The organism is Mesorhizobium sp. M1227 (assembly GCF_040318315.1).
In the GTDB taxonomy this organism is placed as follows: Bacteria; Pseudomonadota; Alphaproteobacteria; order Rhizobiales; family Rhizobiaceae; genus Mesorhizobium.
In genome coordinates this window covers 99967-117049 of the sequence record NZ_JAMYLZ010000012.1, presented here as the reverse complement: position 1 = coordinate 117049, position 17083 = coordinate 99967, and the positions used below count along the sequence as shown (strand labels likewise).

Sequence of the window (17083 nt, the reverse complement as noted above, 5' to 3'; positions counted from 1 at the left end):
GTGGCGTCCAGCCATGCCGATTGCGCCAGCCTCGGTTTCAAGCCTCGGGATGCGACTCGATCAGATCTTCTTCACCGCCAAAGCCGTGCATATAAAACGCCCATTGCAGGCCGATGACAGCGCCCTTGACCGGCTGCAGCAGGACGACGGCCAGAATGATGGTCAATGGCACCCAGATGGCGATGTGCTGCCAGGTAGACAGCGTCGAGGTCGCCTCGACACCCATGAAGGCCCCGAGCACGATGTGGCCGACAATGACGACCACGAGATAGGCCGGCAGGTCGTCGGCGCGATGGTGGTGGAGCTCCTCGCCGCAATGATCGCATTTGTCAACGGTCTTGACGAAGGCGCGAAACAGCTTGCCCTCGCCGCAATGCGGGCAGCGGCCGAGCATGCCGCGCTTCATTGCCGTCCATAGCGGCCGGGCGGTCCGGCCCGCGTGATGTTCGCCACCGAAAATCCGTTCTTCCACCTGCAGTTCTGTTGGCATTACCGTCTCCTGCCGCGCGAGCCTGGACGCGATTGCGACGCCCGGGCGCGGCCTTTGGCCTTGTGGAACGACCGTTTGGAGCCGGGCAGCGGCTTGGGCTCGGTCAGCATCTCGAAACGCATCGCGCCGGCCATCGGCGCCACCTCGATCAGGCGAACCTCGACGCGATCAGCAAGCTGATAGCCCTTGCCGGTGCGTTCTCCGAAAAGCGATCGAGCAGTTTCGTCGTATATATAGTAGTCGCCGCCCAGGGTTGAAACCGGAATGAAGCCATCCGCGCCGTACTGCGGCAATTGGACAAACAGGCCCGATTTGGTGACGCCCGAGATGCGGGCGTCGAAACGGTCGTCGATGCGCTCGGCGAGATAGGCGGCGATCAGCCGGTCGACCGTGTCGCGCTCGGCGGCCATCGCGCGCCGCTCGGTCGCCGAAATCAGCGCCGAGACCTCTTCCAGCCGCTCCGCCTCGTCCTGCGTCAGGCCCCCCGGACCAAGGCCGAGTGCGGCAATCAGCCCACGATGCACGATCAGGTCGGCATAGCGACGGATCGGCGAGGTGAAATGCGCGTAGCGCTTCAGGTTGAGGCCGAAATGGCCGATATTGGCGGGCGAATATTCGGCCTGGCTCTGCGAGCGCAGCACCACTTCGTTGACCAGCCCCTCATTATCGGCGCCGCGCACGCGAGCGAGGATGCCGTTGAACTGGTTCGGCAGCATTTGCGCGCCGCGCGCCAGCGACAGGCCGAGCGTCTGCAGGAATTCACGCAGCGATTCCTGCTTGGCGAGCGAGGGCGCATCGTGGATGCGGTAGACCAGCGCCTGGCGCTTCGCCTCGAGTGTCTCGGCGGCGGCGACATTGGCCTGGATCATGAACTCTTCGATCAGTTTGTGCGCGTCGAGCCGCTCCGGCACGACGACCTTGTCGACGGTGCCGTCCTGCTTGAGCAGGATCTTGCGCTCGGGCAGATCGAGTTCGAGCGGCTGGCGGGTGTCGCGGCCGCGCTTCAGGACCGCGTAGGCGTCCCATAGCGGCTTCAGCACCGTATCGAGGATCGGGCCAGTCGTGTCGTCCGGTGCGCCGTCGATCGCCGCTTGCGCCTGCTGATAGGCGAGTTTCGCCGCCGACTTCATCATGACGCGATGGAAGGAATGTCTGAGTTTGTGGCCATCGGCCGAGAAAGTCATACGCACCGCTATCGCCGGACGATCCTGGCCCTCGCGCAGTGAACAGAGGTCGTTCGAGATGCGCTCCGGCAGCATCGGTACGACTCGGTCGGGAAAATAGACCGAATTGCCGCGCTTCAGCGCTTCGCGATCGAGCGCCGTGCCATAGCGCACGTATGCAGCGACATCGGCAATGGCGACGGTGACAATCACGCCGCCGGCGTTCTTCTCGTCGGTGTCAGGCATGGCGAACACCGCGTCGTCATGATCCTTGGCATCGGCCGGATCGATGGTGAGCAGCGGCAGCTCGCGCCAATCCTCGCGGCCGGCAAGCGTCGCCGGCTTGACCGCCTCCGCCTGGGCGATGACGTCGGCGGGGAAAATATGCGGAATGTCGTGTGCGTGGATGGCGATCATCGAGACCGCCTTTTCGCTGGTCAGCGACCTCAACACCGCCAGAACCTTGGCTCGCGGCAGCCCGTAGCGCGAGGCCCGTGCCGGCTCGACCTCGACCAGGTCGCCGTTCTTGGCGCCGTTCTGGAATTCCTTGTCGACGACCAGCTCCGGCTGACGCCTTTCCACCGGTTCGATGCGGAACGTGCCGTCCTTCAGCACACGGAAAACGCCGAGAACCGCATCGGTGCGCTTCTCGAATATCTTCATCACCCGGCCCGTATAGGCCGGACCCGCCGGATCGTCGGCCGGAAAGGTCTTGGCCAGCACGCGGTCGCCGATGCCCGGCGTCGGGCCATTGCCGCCGCGCGACACGCGGATCGCTATGACCGGAGGTTCGCCATTGCCAATCGCTTCGGTCGGGTGCGCCAGCAGCACACCGTCGGCGTCACGGCCGAAGATGTCGAGCACCGCGACGTGGGGCAGGGCGCCGACACGGGCAAGCCGCTTGCGCTCCTTGGTCAGCAGGCCTTCATCCTGCAGGTCGCGCAAGACGTCCTTCAGCCAGATACGGTCTTCGCCGCGCAGCGCAAACGCCTTGGCGATGTCGCGTTTTCCGGCGCGGTCCGGATTTTCGGCGATGTAACGCAGTATCTCGTCGCGTGAAGGCCGGTAATTGTCCCTGACCTTGGCACGGGTATCGGCGGTGCGCAGATCGCCGTGGCTTCTTCCGGAGACTTTGCGCGCCAACCCGTCCTATCCCTTTTTCCTGGCCGCCGGTTTTTTGGCCGCAGCCGGTTTCTTCGCAGGCGCGGCCGCTTTGCGGAAGGGCTTCCTGGCACCGTTGCCGCCCTTGGCTTCCTTTTCCGCAATGAGCGCCACCGCATCCTCGATCGTCACCGATTGCGGATCCTTGCCCTTCGGCAGCGTCGCATTGACCTTGCCGAAATTCACATAAGGCCCGTATTTGCCGTCGCGCACGACTATTTTGCCGCCGCCGGCAGGATGCTCGCCTAGTTCCTTGAGCGCAGCGGCTGTGCCGCCATTGCGGCCGCCTTTGCCCTTCAATTGCTTCTCGGCGATCACCGAGACGGCGCGATTGAGGCCGATCGAGAACACGTCCTCGATGCTGTCGAGATTGGCGTAGGTGCCGTCATGCAGCACGAACGGCCCGTAGCGCCCCAGCCCGGCCGAAATCATCTTGCCGGATTCCGGATGCTTGCCGACGTCGCGCGGCAGCGACAACAAGGCGAGCGCCTTTTCGTGATCGATCGAATCGACCGTCCAGCCCTTGGGCAGGCTGGAGCGCTTGGCATCCTTGCCGTCGCCGCGCTGGATATAGGGGCCGAACCGGCCATTGCGCAGCGTGATCTCCTCGGCGGTATAGGGGTCCTTGCCGAGCACTTTGGTGCCGTCTTCACCACCGCCGTTCTCGCCATTGGGATTGGCGGCGTCGCCGAGCTGGCGGGTGAAGGAGCATTCGGGATAGTTCGAACAGCCGACGAAGGCGCCGAACTTTCCGAGCTTCAGCGACAGGTTGCCGGTACCGCATTTCGGACAGATGCGCGGGTTCGAACCGTCTTCCCGCGCGGGAAAGACCAGCGGCGCCAGTTCCTCGTTCAATGCATCGAGGACGTCGGTGACGCGCAACTCCTTGATGTCGGCGACGGCGCCGGAAAAATCCTTCCAGAAATCGCGCAGCACGTCCTTCCATGCGAGCTTGCCGTCGGAAATCTCATCGAGCTTTTCCTCCAGCGAAGCGGTGAAGTCGTACTCGACATAACGCTCGAAGAAGCTTTCGAGGAAGGCCGACAATAGCCGGCCCTTGGCCTGCGGCACCAGCTTGCGCTTGTCGATGGTGACATAGTCACGATCCTCGAGCGTCTTCAGGATCGCCGTATAAGTCGACGGCCGGCCGATGCCCAACTCTTCCAGCTTCTTGATCAGCGAAGCTTCCGAATAACGCGGCGGCGGCTCGGTGGTGTGCTGGGTGGCGTTGATCGCCTCGCGTGTGAGCTGCTCGCCGGCACGGATCTCGGGCAGGCGGCGGCTTTCCTCGTCTTCCGAATCTTCTTCCTTCTGCTCGATGTAAGCGGCAAGGAAGCCGTCGAAGCGAACAACCGAGCCTACAGCGCGAAGCTCGGCGGTGCGCGGGCCGTTGACTGCCTCGATCTCGACCGTGGTGCGCTCTATCTCGGCCGGCTGCATCTGGCTGGCGATGGCGCGTTTCCAGATCATCTCGTAAAGCCGCGCCTGGTCAGCGTCGAGATACTGCCTGACGGAAGCCGGCGTGCGCATGAAATCGGTCGGACGGATCGCTTCGTGCGCCTCCTGGGCATTCTTGGCCTTGGCGGAATAGTAGCGCGGCTTTTCAGGCAGGTATTTAGGGCCGAATTCCTTGGCAATCGCATCGCGCGCGGCAGAGATCGCCTCCGGCGCCATCTGCACGCCGTCGGTTCGCATGTAGGTGATCAGGCCGGTGGTCTCACCGCCGATCTCCATGCCCTCATAGAGCCGCTGAGCCACCTGCATGGTGCGGTTGGCCGAAAAGCCGAGGCCCGATGAGGCTGCCTGCTGCAGCGTCGAGGTGGTGAAGGGCGGCCCGGGATTGCGCTTGGTCGGCTTGGCTTCGACCGACGCCGCCTTGAAGCTGGCGCCTTCGAGCATCGCTTTGATGTCGTCGGCCTGCGCCTTGTTGGAAATGTCGAGCTTTTGCAGCTTCTTGCGCTCGAAGGCGGTCAGCCGCGCCTCGAAATTATCCTTGCGCGGCGTACCGAGAATGGCGGCGACCTGCCAGTATTCCTCGCGGATGAAGCGCTCGATCTCGGATTCGCGGTCGCAGACCAGACGCAGCGCCACCGACTGGACGCGGCCGGCGGAGCGGGCGCCGGGCAGCTTGCGCCACAGCACGGGCGACAGCGTGAAGCCGACCAGATAGTCGAGCGCACGGCGAGCGAGATAGGCATCGACCAGCGGCGCATCGATCTGGCGCGGATTGGCCATCGCCTCCAGCACGGACGCCTTGGTGATGGCGTTGAAGACGACGCGGCTGACCGGCTTGTCCTTCAACGCGCGCTTTTGCTTCAGCACTTCCAGGACATGCCAGGAGATCGCTTCGCCCTCGCGGTCCGGATCGGTGGCGAGGATCAGCCCGTCGGCGTCCTTGACCGCCTTGGCGATATCGGCGAGACGCTTTCCAGACGCGGTGTCGACGGCCCAGGACATGGCAAAGTCCTCATCCGGACGCACCGAGCCATCCTTGGCCGGCAGATCGCGGACATGGCCGAACGAGGCCAGAACCTTGTAGTTCTTGCCGAGGTACTTGTTGATTGTCTTCGCCTTGGCCGGCGATTCGACGACGACGACGTCCATACGGTCTCATATCAGTTGTGATGCGGCAGAAGAATTCCGCTGCGCGCGACGAAATCTCGTTCAATGTGTCGCTCACATGGCCGCGCTTTTGCATCCGGTCAAGGCCAAGCAGTCAAAATGCGGCCCTGTACCGAATGCGCAACCCAACGGCGCGCCATGCGATTTCCGCAATCCTGGACAAGGGAAATGAGCAGCCTATCGCTGGACAAACCCGGCAATTGATCCTGGAGAACGGGACAAACTCTCCCGCGGATATAAGAGAAACATCGAGCACGCGCCAGCCCTGCTTGAACAGATGCTGTAAAGCGCGCAATCGCTTGCCCGGCATTTTGCTCGGAAAGTCGCAAGGAAGTACCGTGCTGAAAAGCTGGCCGCCGGGGCGGTTGGGTCGAGTTCCCAGCGACCAGCCGTGTTACCGCCCGTTACGGCCGATCAGAAGCTCAAGGCCTAGTCGGCCTTGGCGATATGCCAGACGCCGCCGACACCCTCGCCGGTCACGTCGCCGGCCTTCTTGTCCTTGATGAACGTGTAGAGCGGCTTACCTTCGTAGGCCCACATCCTGGTGCCGTCGGTGCGGTCGACGATCGTCCACTCGCTCTCGGCCTTGGCGTTGGCGTCAGCCTTCAGCGGCGGCCAATTGGCGGCGCATTTGCCGTAGCAGTTCGACTTGCCCGCCTCGTCCTTGTCGTAGGTGTAGAGCGTCATGCCGCTGGCGTCGGTGTAGATCTTGGTGCCGCCGACCTCCGCTTCCTTCCACGCCTCGGCAGCGAAGGATGCGGCAGTGCCGAGCAAAAGCGCGGCCATGCCAATTGCGATCGTTTTCATGGACTTCTCCCTGGATCATTCGAAAAGCGCGCGGAACAACGCAGTTTCGTTTGATCAACGCTGCCTGGCCGCCCTTTCTTCCCGGGCGGGCGTTGACTTGCTACCCAATGTGATGCGGCCACGCGATGGTGATTGGCGGACGGCTGTTGTCGCGGCTATATGGCTGCGCAGTCATCGGGAGACGGAAATGGCATTGGACGTCGGCTATGTCAGTGCGATCGGGGCGGGAGCAATTTCCTTCCTGTCCCCCTGCGTGCTGCCGCTGGTGCCGCCTTACCTGTGCTATATGGCCGGCGTGTCGGTCGACGATTTCCGCGGCGAGGCCGGCATTACGGCAAAGGCCGGTGCGCGAGGCGCGCTGGTTAATTCCTCCATCGCCTTCGTGCTCGGCTTCTCGACCGTCTTCGTCGCGCTCGGCGCCGGCGCCTCGACCATCGGCCATTTGCTGCGAGTCTGGCAGGAGCCGCTGGCAATGGCGGCAGGCGTGCTGATCATCCTGATGGGGCTGAATTTCCTCGGCGTACTGCGCATCCCTTTGCTTTCACGCGAGGCGCGCTTCCAGTCACAAGGCAAGCCGGCCAGCCTGATCGCCGCTTACGTCATGGGCCTGGCCTTCGCCTTTGGCTGGACGCCCTGTATCGGCCCGGTGCTGGGGCCGATCCTGACGCTTGCCGGCGGCCGCGAGACGGTGGGCGAGGGCGCGCTGCTGCTCGCCGCCTATTCGCTCGGCCTCGGTATTCCCTTCCTCGTTGCGGCGCTGTTTTCAGGCGCCTTCATGCGCTTTCTCGGGAAATTCCGCGTCCATCTCGGCCGCGTCGAAAAGGCCATCGGCGCGTTGCTGGTGGTCGCCGGCGTGTTTTTCCTGACCGGCGGCGTGCAGGCGGTATCCTATTGGTTGCTCGAGAATTTTCCGGTGCTGGGGCAATTGGGATAGGTTTGCCGCCCGACATGGGTCTGTTCAGCCTTCGAAATAGCCCGGCTGGTCGATATCAGCGATCAGCCCGGGTCCGCTCGGCTGCCACCCCAGCAGCGCCTGGGTCCGTTCGCTCGAGGTCGGGACATCCATCGCCGCGAACATAGCGAACCAGCCAAAATGATCGGCGGCTTCTTCCGCGGACTTGGCGACGACCGGCACGTTCAGGCGCCGGCCGATCACGCCGGCGACGTCCTTGAACGGAACGCCTTCTTCGGCGATCGCGTGATATCGCCCGCCACCGGCTCCATGCTCGAGCGCAAGCCGGTAGACGCGGGCGGCATCGAACCGATGCACGGCAGGCCAGCGATTGAGCCCTTCGCCGATATAGGCCGACACGCCCTTCTCGCGAGCGAGGTCGATGAGAATAGGAACGAAGGCATGGTCGCCTTGGCCATGGACCGACGGAGGAAGGCGCACAACCGACGCGCGCACGCCGCGTGCCGCCAGCGCGGCGGCTGTCGCTTCGGAGGCGCGGGGATACGAAGCGGAAGATGGGACAGGCGCATCTTCCTCGGTCGCGATACGGCCCCGCGCCTGGAGCGCGGTCCCGGAGGTAACGAGCAGGGGCCGCTCGGAGCCTTCGAGTGCACCGCCCAAGGCCTCGATGGCGCGCCGGTCCATCTCGCAGTTTTGCGCGAACTTCGAGAAGTCGTGGTTGAAGCCGGTATGGATCACTCCATCAGCTGCCGCTGCGCCCCTGCTGAGGCTTTCGAGGTCTTCGAGGTCACCTCGATGCACCTCGGCTCCGGTGGCTGCAAGCGACTTGGCCGACGCCGCCGAGCGGGCGAGGCCGAGCACCTGATGGCCGGCGCCGATGAGTTCTTGAACGACGGCAGAACCGACGAATCCGGTCGCTCCGGTAACGAAAACACGCATCACGACTTCTCCTGTCCGTTTCTGGCCACGACCATTTTCGCGGCTCAGTTGTGTCGTGATAGGCGCTTGAGAAAATACGATCTATGCGGTAAAGTCCGTATTATCTTCGCAATCGTCCGGAATGACCTGTGGATCCCCTTTCAGATGTGCTGTCGCTGCTGAAGCCGCGAAACTATATGTCGGCCGGTTTCGATGCTGGTGGTGAATGGTCGATCCAGTTCCCCGACCAGCAGCAAAGCATCAAGACCGGAGCGGTAGTCTCCGGCCGGTGCTGGCTGTCTGTGGAGGGCGTTGCTGACGCAGTGCGCCTTGAGACGGGAGACAGCTTCTTGCTGCCGAGTGGACGGCCTTTCCGCCTTGCAAGCGACATGAGCTTGACGCCTGTTGAAGCCGTCAAGATTTTTCCGCCTGCGCGAGCCGGCGGGGTCGTGACCCACAATGGCGGTGGTGATTTCTTTCTGGTCAGCAGCCGCTTCGCGCTTGGCGGCAATCATGCCGGCATGCTGTTGCGGATGCTGCCAGCCATTGTGCATATCCGCAAAGAGTCGGACCAGTCGGCGCTGCGCTGGTCTGTGGAGCGGATGATGCAGGAGCTGCGCGAGCCGCAGCCGGGCGGCTTTCTGATGATCCAGCACCTCGCCCACATGATGCTGGTTCAGGCGCTGCGGCTGCATCTTTCGGAAGGATTGAAAGGTGGCATCGGCTGGCTCTTTGCCCTCGCGGACAAACAGATCGGCGCGGCGATCAGCGCCATGCATGACGATCCGGCGCATGGCTGGACGCTACAGGAACTGGCGGAACGGGCCGGCATGTCGCGATCGACCTTTGCGCTCAGATTCAAGGAGACGGTTGGCGCGTCGCCGATGGACTATTTGACGCGCTGGCGAATGCTGCTGGCTGGCGACCGGCTGACGAATTCCAGCGATCCCGTCGCCGTCATAGCGCTTTCGCTCGGCTACGAATCCGAAAGCGCCTTCAGCACAGCCTTCAAGCGGGTCATGAACTGTTCGCCACGGCAATACGGCCGTGGCCGAGCCCCCAGCTTCGCATCACGCAACGAGGCGGAAGCCGCCTGAGCCGATCGGCTTGAGCGTGTCGCGGGTTGGAGGTTCCACCGTCTCACCGGAATTTAACCGCATTGGTGCAGCATGGCGCCGGTGCTACTAACGCTTCGATTCCAGACCCCTTTCAACGGTTGCTGTCCCCATGAGCCAGAGATCCTGCCTGTCCATCATCCTCGCCGCCGGTGAAGGCACGCGCATGAAGAGTGCAGTGCCGAAAGTGCTGCACACAATCGCGGGCCTGCCGATGGTTGCCCATGTCGTCAAGGCGGCCGAAGCCGCCGGCAGCGGCGAATTGGCGCTGGTGATCGGCCATGGCGCCGATGAGATGCGCAAGGCTGCACTCAAGTTTGCGCCGAGGGCCGAGGCTTTCGTTCAGGAAAAACGTCTCGGCACCGCGCACGCCGTGCTTGCCGCACGTGCAGCAATATCAAAAGGTTATGACGATATCTTGGTGATGTTTGGCGACACGCCGTTGATCGATCCGGAAGCGCTCGCGGCGGCGAGGCTGAAGCTGGCGGAAGGTGCGGCCGTCGTCGTGGTCGGCTTCCGTACGGAAAATCCTTCGGGCTACGGCCGGCTTATCGAAAAGGCCGGCAAGCTCGTGGCCATCCGCGAGGAGAAGGACTGCTCGGACGAGGAGAAAAAGATCACCTTCTGCAATGGCGGGCTGATGGCGGTCGCCGGCAGGCACGCGCTGAAGCTGCTCGATCAAGTCGGCAGCAAGAACGCCAAGGGCGAGTATTATCTCACCGACATCGTCGAGATCGCCGCTGCCCAGGGACTTGATGTCGTCGCCACCGAAGCCAGTTTCGAGAACGCGCTCGGCATCAACAACCGTGCCGAGCTTGCCCAGGCGGAAGGTATCTGGCAGCAGCGCCGGCGGCGCGAGGCGATGCTTTCTGGCGTTACGCTGATCGCGCCCGAAACTGTGTTCTTCTCGCACGACACCGAGATCGGCGCCGATACGGTCGTCGAACCCAATGTCTGGTTCGGGCCGGGCGTGAAAATCGCGACGGGGGCCAAGATCCATGCCTTCAGCCATATCGAAGGCGCCACCATCGCGTCGAATTGCGATGTCGGGCCGTTCGCGCGGCTGCGGCCCGGGGCCGATCTGAGAACCAAGGCCAAGGTCGGCAATTTCTGCGAGGTCAAGCAGGCGATCGTCGAGGAGGGCGCGAAGGTCAACCATCTGACCTATATCGGCGATGCCCGCATCGGTGCCGGCGCCAATATCGGCGCCGGCACCATCACCTGCAATTATGACGGCTATTCGAAATTCTTCACCGATATCGGCGAGGGCGCCTTCATAGGCTCGAACTCCTCGCTGGTGGCGCCGGTGTCCATCGGCAAGGGCGGCTACATCGCCTCGGGCAGCGTCATTACCGAAAGCGTACCCGACGATGCGCTGGCTTTCGGCCGCGCCCGCCAGCGGACTCTACCCGGCAAGGGCAAGGAGTTGCGAGAGCGTTTTTCTCAGGCCGCGGCGGCCCGCAAAAAAGGGTAGACTAGCGGAACTCGGCGACAAGCTGGATTTCGCCAACGATTGCATCGTTGAAGGCCGACAGGTCTTCGGCCGGAATCCAGTATTCCAGATGCGCCCGGCTGCCGGCATGCTGGACGCTGTAACGGTCCAGAAAGCTGCGACGCACCTCGAAACGCGTCACGAAACCTGATCCGCTCGCGGGCACGTTCCATCGGGCGATGTGGGTGGCATAGGCCTCGCTGGTAACCGGATAGAAGATCGGCTGATCGGCAAGTCGAGGAGGAAAGGCGCGCATCCCTGCCCTCTGGATCAACTCCAGTTCGCGGGGACCAACCGGACGCCAAAGCGTCACCGTGTCAATTCGTTCGTTCATAGCCGCATCATGTCTTTGACTGATTTCTGGAGCCGTTGAGCCGAGATAGGATACATAAGCGGAGAAACTGAGCAATTGCGGTAACCGGATTGCAAGTGCGCCCTGTCATGGTGCATCTGTGCAGGATAGTCCGGCTGATACCGGACGAAATGGAATGTGATTTTTCGCGACAGCCCGGCAGTCTCTAAATAGCGCCGGGTTTGAGGTCGGAATCGGGGGCAAGCGCCATGTGCGGTATCGTTGGAATTGTCGGTGACTCGCCGGTCGCGCCGCTTATCGTCGATGCGCTGAAAAGGCTCGAATATCGCGGCTATGACTCGGCCGGCGTCGCCACGATCGAGCACGGCAGGCTTGACCGCCGCCGCGCCGAGGGCAAGCTGGTCAATCTCGAGCGCCTGCTGAAGGACGAACCGCTCGACGGCATGATCGGCATCGGCCACACGCGCTGGGCCACGCATGGCGTTCCGAACGAGAGTAATGCGCATCCGCATTTTTCCGACGGCGTCGCCATCGTCCATAACGGCATCATCGAGAATTTCGCCGAATTGCGCGACGAGCTGATGCGCGACGGCTACAGCTTCACCTCGCAGACCGATACCGAAGTCGTCGCGCATCTGGTGGCGCGCGAACTGGCCAGGGGGCTGAAGCCGGTTGAGGCGGCGCACAAGGCGCTGAAGCGGCTGGAAGGCGCCTTTGCGCTCGCCATCATGTTCAAGGGCGACGAGGATCTGATCGTCGGCGCGCGCAATGGCCCGCCGCTCGCGGTCGGTCATGGCGACGGCCAGATGTTCCTTGGCTCCGACGCCATTGCGCTTGCCCCTTTCACCAATTCGATCACCTATCTGGAAGACGGCGACTGGGCGGTGGTGCGCCGCAACGAGGTCGATATCTTCGACATGGGCGGCAACAAGGTCGACCGCAAACGCCAACAGTCGCTCAGCACGAGCTTCATGGTCGACAAAGGCAACCGCCGCCATTTCATGGAAAAGGAAATCCATGAGCAGCCGGAAGTGATCTCGCACACGCTGGCGCATTATGTTGATTTCATCAGCGGCGTCTCGAAGCCGCTCGACCTGCCGTTCGATTTCGCCAAGATCGACCGGCTGGCGATCTCGGCCTGCGGCACCGCCTATCTCGCCGGGCTGATCAGCAAATACTGGTTCGAGCGCTATGCGCGGCTGCCGGTCGACATCGATGTCGCTTCGGAGTTCCGCTATCGCGAGATGCCGCTGTCGAAGAACGATGCCGCTTTCTTCATCTCGCAATCGGGTGAGACCGCCGACACGCTGGCGTCGCTGCGCTACTGCCGCAAGGCCGGCATGAAGATCGGCGCGGTCGTCAATGTGCGCGAATCGACCATGGCGCGCGAATCCGACGTCATCCTGCCGACATTGGCCGGCCCGGAGATCGGCGTCGCCTCGACCAAGGCGTTCACCTGCCAGCTTTCCGTGCTGGCCTCGCTGGCGGTGCGGGCCGGCGTGGCGCGCGGAACGATTTCGCAGGAGCAGGAGAAAACGCTGATACGCGAGCTGTCGGAAGCGCCGCGTTATGCCAACCAGGTGCTAAAGCTCGACGGGCAGATCGAAAAGATCGCGCGCGACCTCTCGCACTACAAGAACGTGCTTTATCTCGGCCGCGACACCAATTTTCCGCTGGCCCTGGAAGGCGCGCTGAAGCTCAAGGAAATTTCCTATATCCACGCCGAAGGCTATGCCGCCGGCGAGTTGAAACACGGCCCGATCGCGCTGATCGACGAGAACATGCCCGTCATCGTCATCGCCCCGCATGACCGTATCTTCGAAAAGACCGTCTCGAACATGCAGGAGGTGGCGGCGCGCGGCGGCAAGATCATCCTGATCACCGACAGCAAGGGCGCCGCGCACGCCACGGTGAAGACGATGGAGACGATCGTTTTGCCGGACGTGCCGGAAATCATCTCGCCGATCATCTACGCACTGCCGATCCAGATGCTCGCCTATTTCACCGCCGTGTTCATGGGCACGGATGTCGACCAGCCGCGCAATCTGGCGAAATCGGTAACGGTGGAATGATCGGTTTCCAAACGGCTGCCGATAGGGTCCAGCGACAATTTAGTATCAGTTATTGATACGTATTTCTTGCACCCTGTCTTGTATCAATGTATGATACAAGACAGGGCAGAAGTTGATCGTTTCGTTCAAAGGCAAAGCGGTGGAAGCGGTTGCCGAGGGGAAGACTCCGAAAGGTTTTCCACCGGATCTGGTTGCCCGTGGCGAACGTCGTCTTCGAGCGATCGAAAACGCCGCACAATTGGTCGACCTTCGATCGCCACCCGGAAATCGCCTTGAAGCCCTGAAAGGGAGCAGAGCTGGGCAGCATTCAATTCGTATCAACGACCAATGGCGTATCTGCTTCAAATGGACCAACGCTGGCGCCGAAGAGGTGAAGATCGTCGACTACCATTGAGCGGGCACTTGCCCTAAACCCTTGAGGTCTCTGAACCATGCTCAAGTTCGTACGTCCAATTCACCCCGGAGAGTTCCTGCGCGAGGAATATCTCGTCCCGCTCGGTATGAGTGCCGGTGCGCTGGCGAAGAAACTCAATCTTCCTCGTACCCGTATCGAACGCATTGCCAAGGAAGAGATCGGCCTGACTCCTGATACCGCGCTTCGCCTCGCCAGGTTCTTCAACACCACGCCGGAACTCTGGATGAATTTTCAGCAGGCTTATGAACTTGAAACCGAGGCGAAGAAACTCGCACCGGAGCTCGAGAAGATCGAACCGCTGGAAGCCGCGGCATAGTTGATCTTTTAAAAACTTCGCCATTCCAAAGCGCCTTGGGGTTCAGTAGTGTCGCGCTGCAAACACACGCTGCGGTGAACCATGTCGGATGCTCTCAAGACCTCAGGCATGACCCGGCTGAGAAACTATTTCCTGACCGGCTTCGTCGTTTGCGCGCCGCTGGCGATTACCGCCTACATTGCCTGGTCGCTGATCGGTTGGGTCGATTCCTGGGTGAAACCCTACATTCCGGTACGCTACAATCCGGACACCTACCTGCCGTTTCCAGTGCCGGGTTTTGGGCTGATCGTTGCCTTGATCCTCATCACCTTCATCGGCTTTATGACCGCCAATATCGTTGGCCGCGCCATCGTCAACTTCGGCGAGCGCCTGCTTGGCCGCATGCCGCTGGTGCGCGGCATCTACCGTTCGCTGAAGCAGATTTTCGAGACAGTGCTGTCGAACAAGGGCGACATGTTCCGGCAGGTCGGGTTGGTCGAATATCCGCGCAAAGGGGTCTGGTCGCTTGTCTTCGTCGCCAGCGAGAAGGAAACCGAGATCAACCAGAAGCTCGACCGGGAAGGCGATCCGCTGATTGCCGTGTTCATGCCGTGTACGCCCAACCCGACGACCGGCTTTCTGATGTATGTGCCGAAATCCGACATTGTGCTGCTCGACATGACAATCGAGGACGGAGCCAAGCTGATCGTGTCGGCCGGCCTGGTGGCGCCAGCTGTCAAAATGGTGACGGTGAACGGCGAGCATATCCACGGCGCGCTTGCCAATCCTCCGCTCGACACGATGCCTCAGCCGGCACGCAGGAGCCGCACGGCCTCGTCGCGGCCGAACAGATAGAGCAACAGGCGCAGCGCCGTGCCGCGTTCGGACTGCAGTTCCGGATCGCGCGACAGGATCAGCCGCGCATCGTCGCGAGCGGCCTCGAGCAGGTCGGCATGCACCTCGATGCGCGCCACCTGGAAGCCCGGCGTGCCAGACTGGCGAGTGCCGAGCAACTCGCCTTCGCCGCGCAGCTTCAGATCCTCTTCGGCGATACGGAAGCCGTCCTCGGTCTCGCGCATCACCGACAAACGGCGTTTTGCCGTCTCGCCGAGCGGGTCCTTGTAGAGCAGCACACAGGATGAAGGCTTGTCGCCACGCCCGACCCGGCCACGCAATTGGTGCAACTGGGCGAGGCCAAAACGCTCGGCATGCTCGATGACCATGATCGTCGCATCAGGCACATCGACGCCGACCTCGATGACGGTGGTGGCGATCAGGATACGGGTGTCGCCCTGCTTGAAGGCGCGCATCGCCTCGTCTTTGTCGGTGCCTTTCATGCGGCCGTGCACCAGGCCGATGCGGTCGCCGAACAGCGGCTTCAGCGAGGCAAAACGGTCCTCGGCCGACATCAGCTTGATCTCCTCGGATTCCTCGATCAGCGGACAGATCCAGTAGATTTTCTGGCCATCGGCGACGGCGTCGAGCATGCGTCCGATCAGTTCGTCGAGCCGTTCAAGCGGCAAGGTGACGGTGCGGATCGGCTGGCGGCCGGCCGGCTTTTCCGTCAGCTTCGACACATCCATGTCGCCGAATGCAGTCAGCACCAGCGTCCGCGGTATCGGCGTTGCTGTCATCACCAGCATGTCGGGCGCATCGCCCTTGGCGGTAATGGCAAGGCGCTGATGGACGCCGAAACGGTGCTGCTCGTCGACGACGGCGAACACGAGGTCACGGAACGTCACCGTTTCCTGGAACAGCGCATGGGTGCCGACGACGATGTCGATGTCACCATTGGCCAGCCCGGTCAGCGTGTCGGCACGCTCGCGGCCCTTTTCGCGACCTGTGAGGACGGCGACACGCAGGCCGGCCCGTTCCGCCAACGGCGCAATTGTTGCCAGATGCTGGCGCGCCAGGATTTCGGTCGGCGCCATCAATGCCGCCTGGCCGCCGGCCTCGACGGCACGCGCCATGGCAAGCAGCGCGACCACCGTCTTGCCGGAGCCGACATCGCCCTGCAAAAGGCGCAGCATGCGTTCGGGGTCACCGAGATCGGCGTTGATTTCGGCAAGCGCCATTTCCTGCGACATGGTCAGCGAATAGGGGAGTGCCACGCGCAGTTGTTCGACTATGCGGCCGTCGCCGACCAATGGCCGGCCAGATAATCGGCGGACCTTGGCCCGCACCAGCGCCAGCGATACCTGGCCGGCCAAGAACTCGTCATAGGCAAGGCGCCGCCACGCTGCGCCGTCGACGGAGACGTCGATCGGGTCGGCAGGATTGTGGATGCGGTTGAGCGCATCGCTGAAAGCAGGAAAGGCATGGCGGCGCCGGAACTCACCGTCCTGCCATTCGGGCAGCACCGGCAGGCGGGCCAGCGCCTGGCCGATGGCCCGGCGCAGTACCTTGCCCGAGAGCCCGGCGGTCAGCGGATAGACCGGCTCGACCAGCGGCAGGTTTTCCGCGTCGTCGGCAAGTGCGATATGGTCGGGGTGAACCATGGTCGGGCGGCCGTTGAACCATTCCATGCGGCCGGAGACGACGACATGCTCGCCTACGGGCATTGCTTTTTCGAGATAGGCGGCATGGGCATGGAAGAAGGTCAGCGCGATCTCGCCGGTGTCGTCATGGGCGTAGACCCGGTACGGGACCGACCTGTTGCCGCGTGGCGGCGGCTGGTGGCGGTCGATGCGGACGTCGAGCGTAACGATGGCGCCTTCCGCCGAGCCGGCGATGCCAGGCCGGTTGCGGCGGTCGATGACAGTATGCGGCAGCACGAACAAGAGATCCCCGGCGCGCGCGGCCCGGTCGCCGAGGTCGGCTGCTACGACTTTTTCGATCAGGGCGCCAACTTTTGGCCCGACCCCGGCAAGCGAGGTGATCGGGACAAACAGCGGATCGAGGAGGGAGGGACGCATGATGTCAGCTTATGTTGCGGCGACTGTAGCGCAAGGCTGACACCGCCTTCTATCCACGCTATATGCGCCGCCTGGGCAAGGATGTTGCAAGATGACCGGAACGAAACGATCAAGCGAGGGGCTCGATGCCCGCCGCCGCAAGCTTCTGTTTCGTTCGTGGCACCGCGGCATGCGCGAGATGGACCTTATACTCGGCAGCTTCGCCGATGCCGAGATCGGCGCCTTGACCGGCGACGAAATCGACCAATATGAGAGGCTCCTCGACATTCCCGACACCGAATTCCTGCCTCTCGTCACTGGCGAACGCCCGGTTCCGGCGGATATCGACTGTACCGTCCTGCAAAAAATCCTGGCTTCGCGCCGGGAGATGACCTTCTGAACAACGTGTAGCC

Annotated in this window: 15 protein-coding genes; 8 read left to right on the top strand and 7 right to left on the bottom strand. The window is 62.6% G+C overall.

The window, feature by feature from the left end; all coding sequences use genetic code 11:
- Positions 1-37: 37 nt before the first annotated feature.
- The 4 genes from NKH28_RS16980 to NKH28_RS16965 form a co-directional block, all read right to left on the bottom strand.
- Positions 38-490, bottom strand: a complete 453-nt coding sequence (locus NKH28_RS16980) for a DUF983 domain-containing protein (RefSeq protein ID WP_352979747.1) — start codon at positions 488-490, stop codon at positions 38-40.
- Complete coding sequence (gene rnr / locus NKH28_RS16975) at positions 490-2796, bottom strand: ribonuclease R (RefSeq protein WP_502906631.1); 2307 nt, start codon at positions 2794-2796, stop codon at positions 490-492. Before rnr ends, NKH28_RS16980 begins: the two co-directional genes overlap by 1 nt.
- 6 nt (positions 2797-2802) lie before the next feature.
- Positions 2803-5418 (bottom strand): type I DNA topoisomerase, encoded by a 2616-nt coding sequence (topA, locus tag NKH28_RS16970; protein ID WP_352925321.1) that lies wholly within the window; start codon positions 5416-5418, stop codon positions 2803-2805.
- Positions 5419-5865: 447 nt separating this feature from the next.
- Complete coding sequence (locus NKH28_RS16965) at positions 5866-6243, bottom strand: COG4315 family predicted lipoprotein (protein WP_352979745.1); 378 nt, start codon at positions 6241-6243, stop codon at positions 5866-5868.
- A gap of 187 nt (positions 6244-6430) precedes the next feature.
- Here NKH28_RS16965 and NKH28_RS16960 point away from each other — a divergent pair, with 187 nt between their 5' ends.
- Complete coding sequence (locus tag NKH28_RS16960; RefSeq protein ID WP_031212847.1) at positions 6431-7177, top strand: cytochrome c biogenesis CcdA family protein; 747 nt, start codon at positions 6431-6433, stop codon at positions 7175-7177.
- 24 nt (positions 7178-7201) lie between these two features.
- Here NKH28_RS16960 and NKH28_RS16955 read toward each other — a convergent pair whose 3' ends face one another.
- Complete coding sequence (locus tag NKH28_RS16955; RefSeq protein WP_352816400.1) at positions 7202-8095, bottom strand: SDR family oxidoreductase; 894 nt, start codon at positions 8093-8095, stop codon at positions 7202-7204.
- 128 nt (positions 8096-8223) lie between these two features.
- On the opposite strand from NKH28_RS16955, the gene NKH28_RS16950 reads away from it, so the two are divergent.
- The gene (locus NKH28_RS16950) at positions 8224-9171 is read left to right on the top strand and encodes an AraC family transcriptional regulator (protein ID WP_352766707.1); all 948 of its coding nucleotides are present in this window, start codon (positions 8224-8226) and stop codon (positions 9169-9171) included.
- A 130-nt stretch (positions 9172-9301) separates the two neighbouring features.
- On the top strand, positions 9302-10663 hold the full coding sequence (gene glmU / locus NKH28_RS16945) for a bifunctional UDP-N-acetylglucosamine diphosphorylase/glucosamine-1-phosphate N-acetyltransferase GlmU (RefSeq protein WP_352831601.1): 1362 nt from the start codon (positions 9302-9304) through the stop codon (positions 10661-10663).
- Between the two features lies 1 nt (position 10664).
- Here the strand turns inward: glmU and NKH28_RS16940 are convergent, their stop codons facing one another.
- Positions 10665-11015 carry an ADP-ribosylation/crystallin J1 gene (locus tag NKH28_RS16940; RefSeq protein ID WP_352979742.1) on the bottom strand — a complete coding sequence of 117 codons (351 nt, stop codon included), beginning with the start codon at positions 11013-11015 and terminating at the stop codon, positions 10665-10667.
- A 227-nt stretch (positions 11016-11242) separates the two neighbouring features.
- On the opposite strand from NKH28_RS16940, the gene glmS reads away from it, so the two are divergent.
- The 4 genes from glmS (at position 11243) to NKH28_RS16920 (ending at position 14631) form a co-directional block, all read left to right on the top strand.
- Complete coding sequence (glmS, locus tag NKH28_RS16935; RefSeq protein ID WP_352971194.1) at positions 11243-13066, top strand: glutamine--fructose-6-phosphate transaminase (isomerizing); 1824 nt, start codon at positions 11243-11245, stop codon at positions 13064-13066.
- A 112-nt stretch (positions 13067-13178) separates the two neighbouring features.
- Complete coding sequence (locus NKH28_RS16930) at positions 13179-13460, top strand: type II toxin-antitoxin system RelE/ParE family toxin (protein WP_352471757.1); 282 nt, start codon at positions 13179-13181, stop codon at positions 13458-13460.
- 37 nt (positions 13461-13497) lie between these two features.
- Entirely contained in the window at positions 13498-13797 is a 300-nt protein-coding gene (locus tag NKH28_RS16925; protein WP_352979739.1) for a HigA family addiction module antitoxin, read from the top strand.
- Positions 13798-13878: 81 nt separating this feature from the next.
- A complete protein-coding gene (locus tag NKH28_RS16920) occupies positions 13879-14631 on the top strand; it encodes a DUF502 domain-containing protein (protein WP_352471756.1) in 753 nt (250 codons plus the stop codon).
- Here the strand turns inward: NKH28_RS16920 and recG are convergent.
- A complete protein-coding gene (recG, locus tag NKH28_RS16915; RefSeq protein ID WP_352816410.1) occupies positions 14583-16691 on the bottom strand; it encodes an ATP-dependent DNA helicase RecG in 2109 nt (702 codons plus the stop codon). The two genes, NKH28_RS16920 and recG, sit on opposite strands and share 49 nt — an antisense overlap.
- A 91-nt stretch (positions 16692-16782) precedes the next feature.
- On the opposite strand from recG, the gene NKH28_RS16910 reads away from it, so the two are divergent.
- On the top strand, positions 16783-17070 hold the full coding sequence (locus tag NKH28_RS16910) for an FAD assembly factor SdhE (RefSeq protein ID WP_352471754.1): 288 nt from the start codon (positions 16783-16785) through the stop codon (positions 17068-17070).
- Positions 17071-17083: the final 13 nt, after the last annotated feature.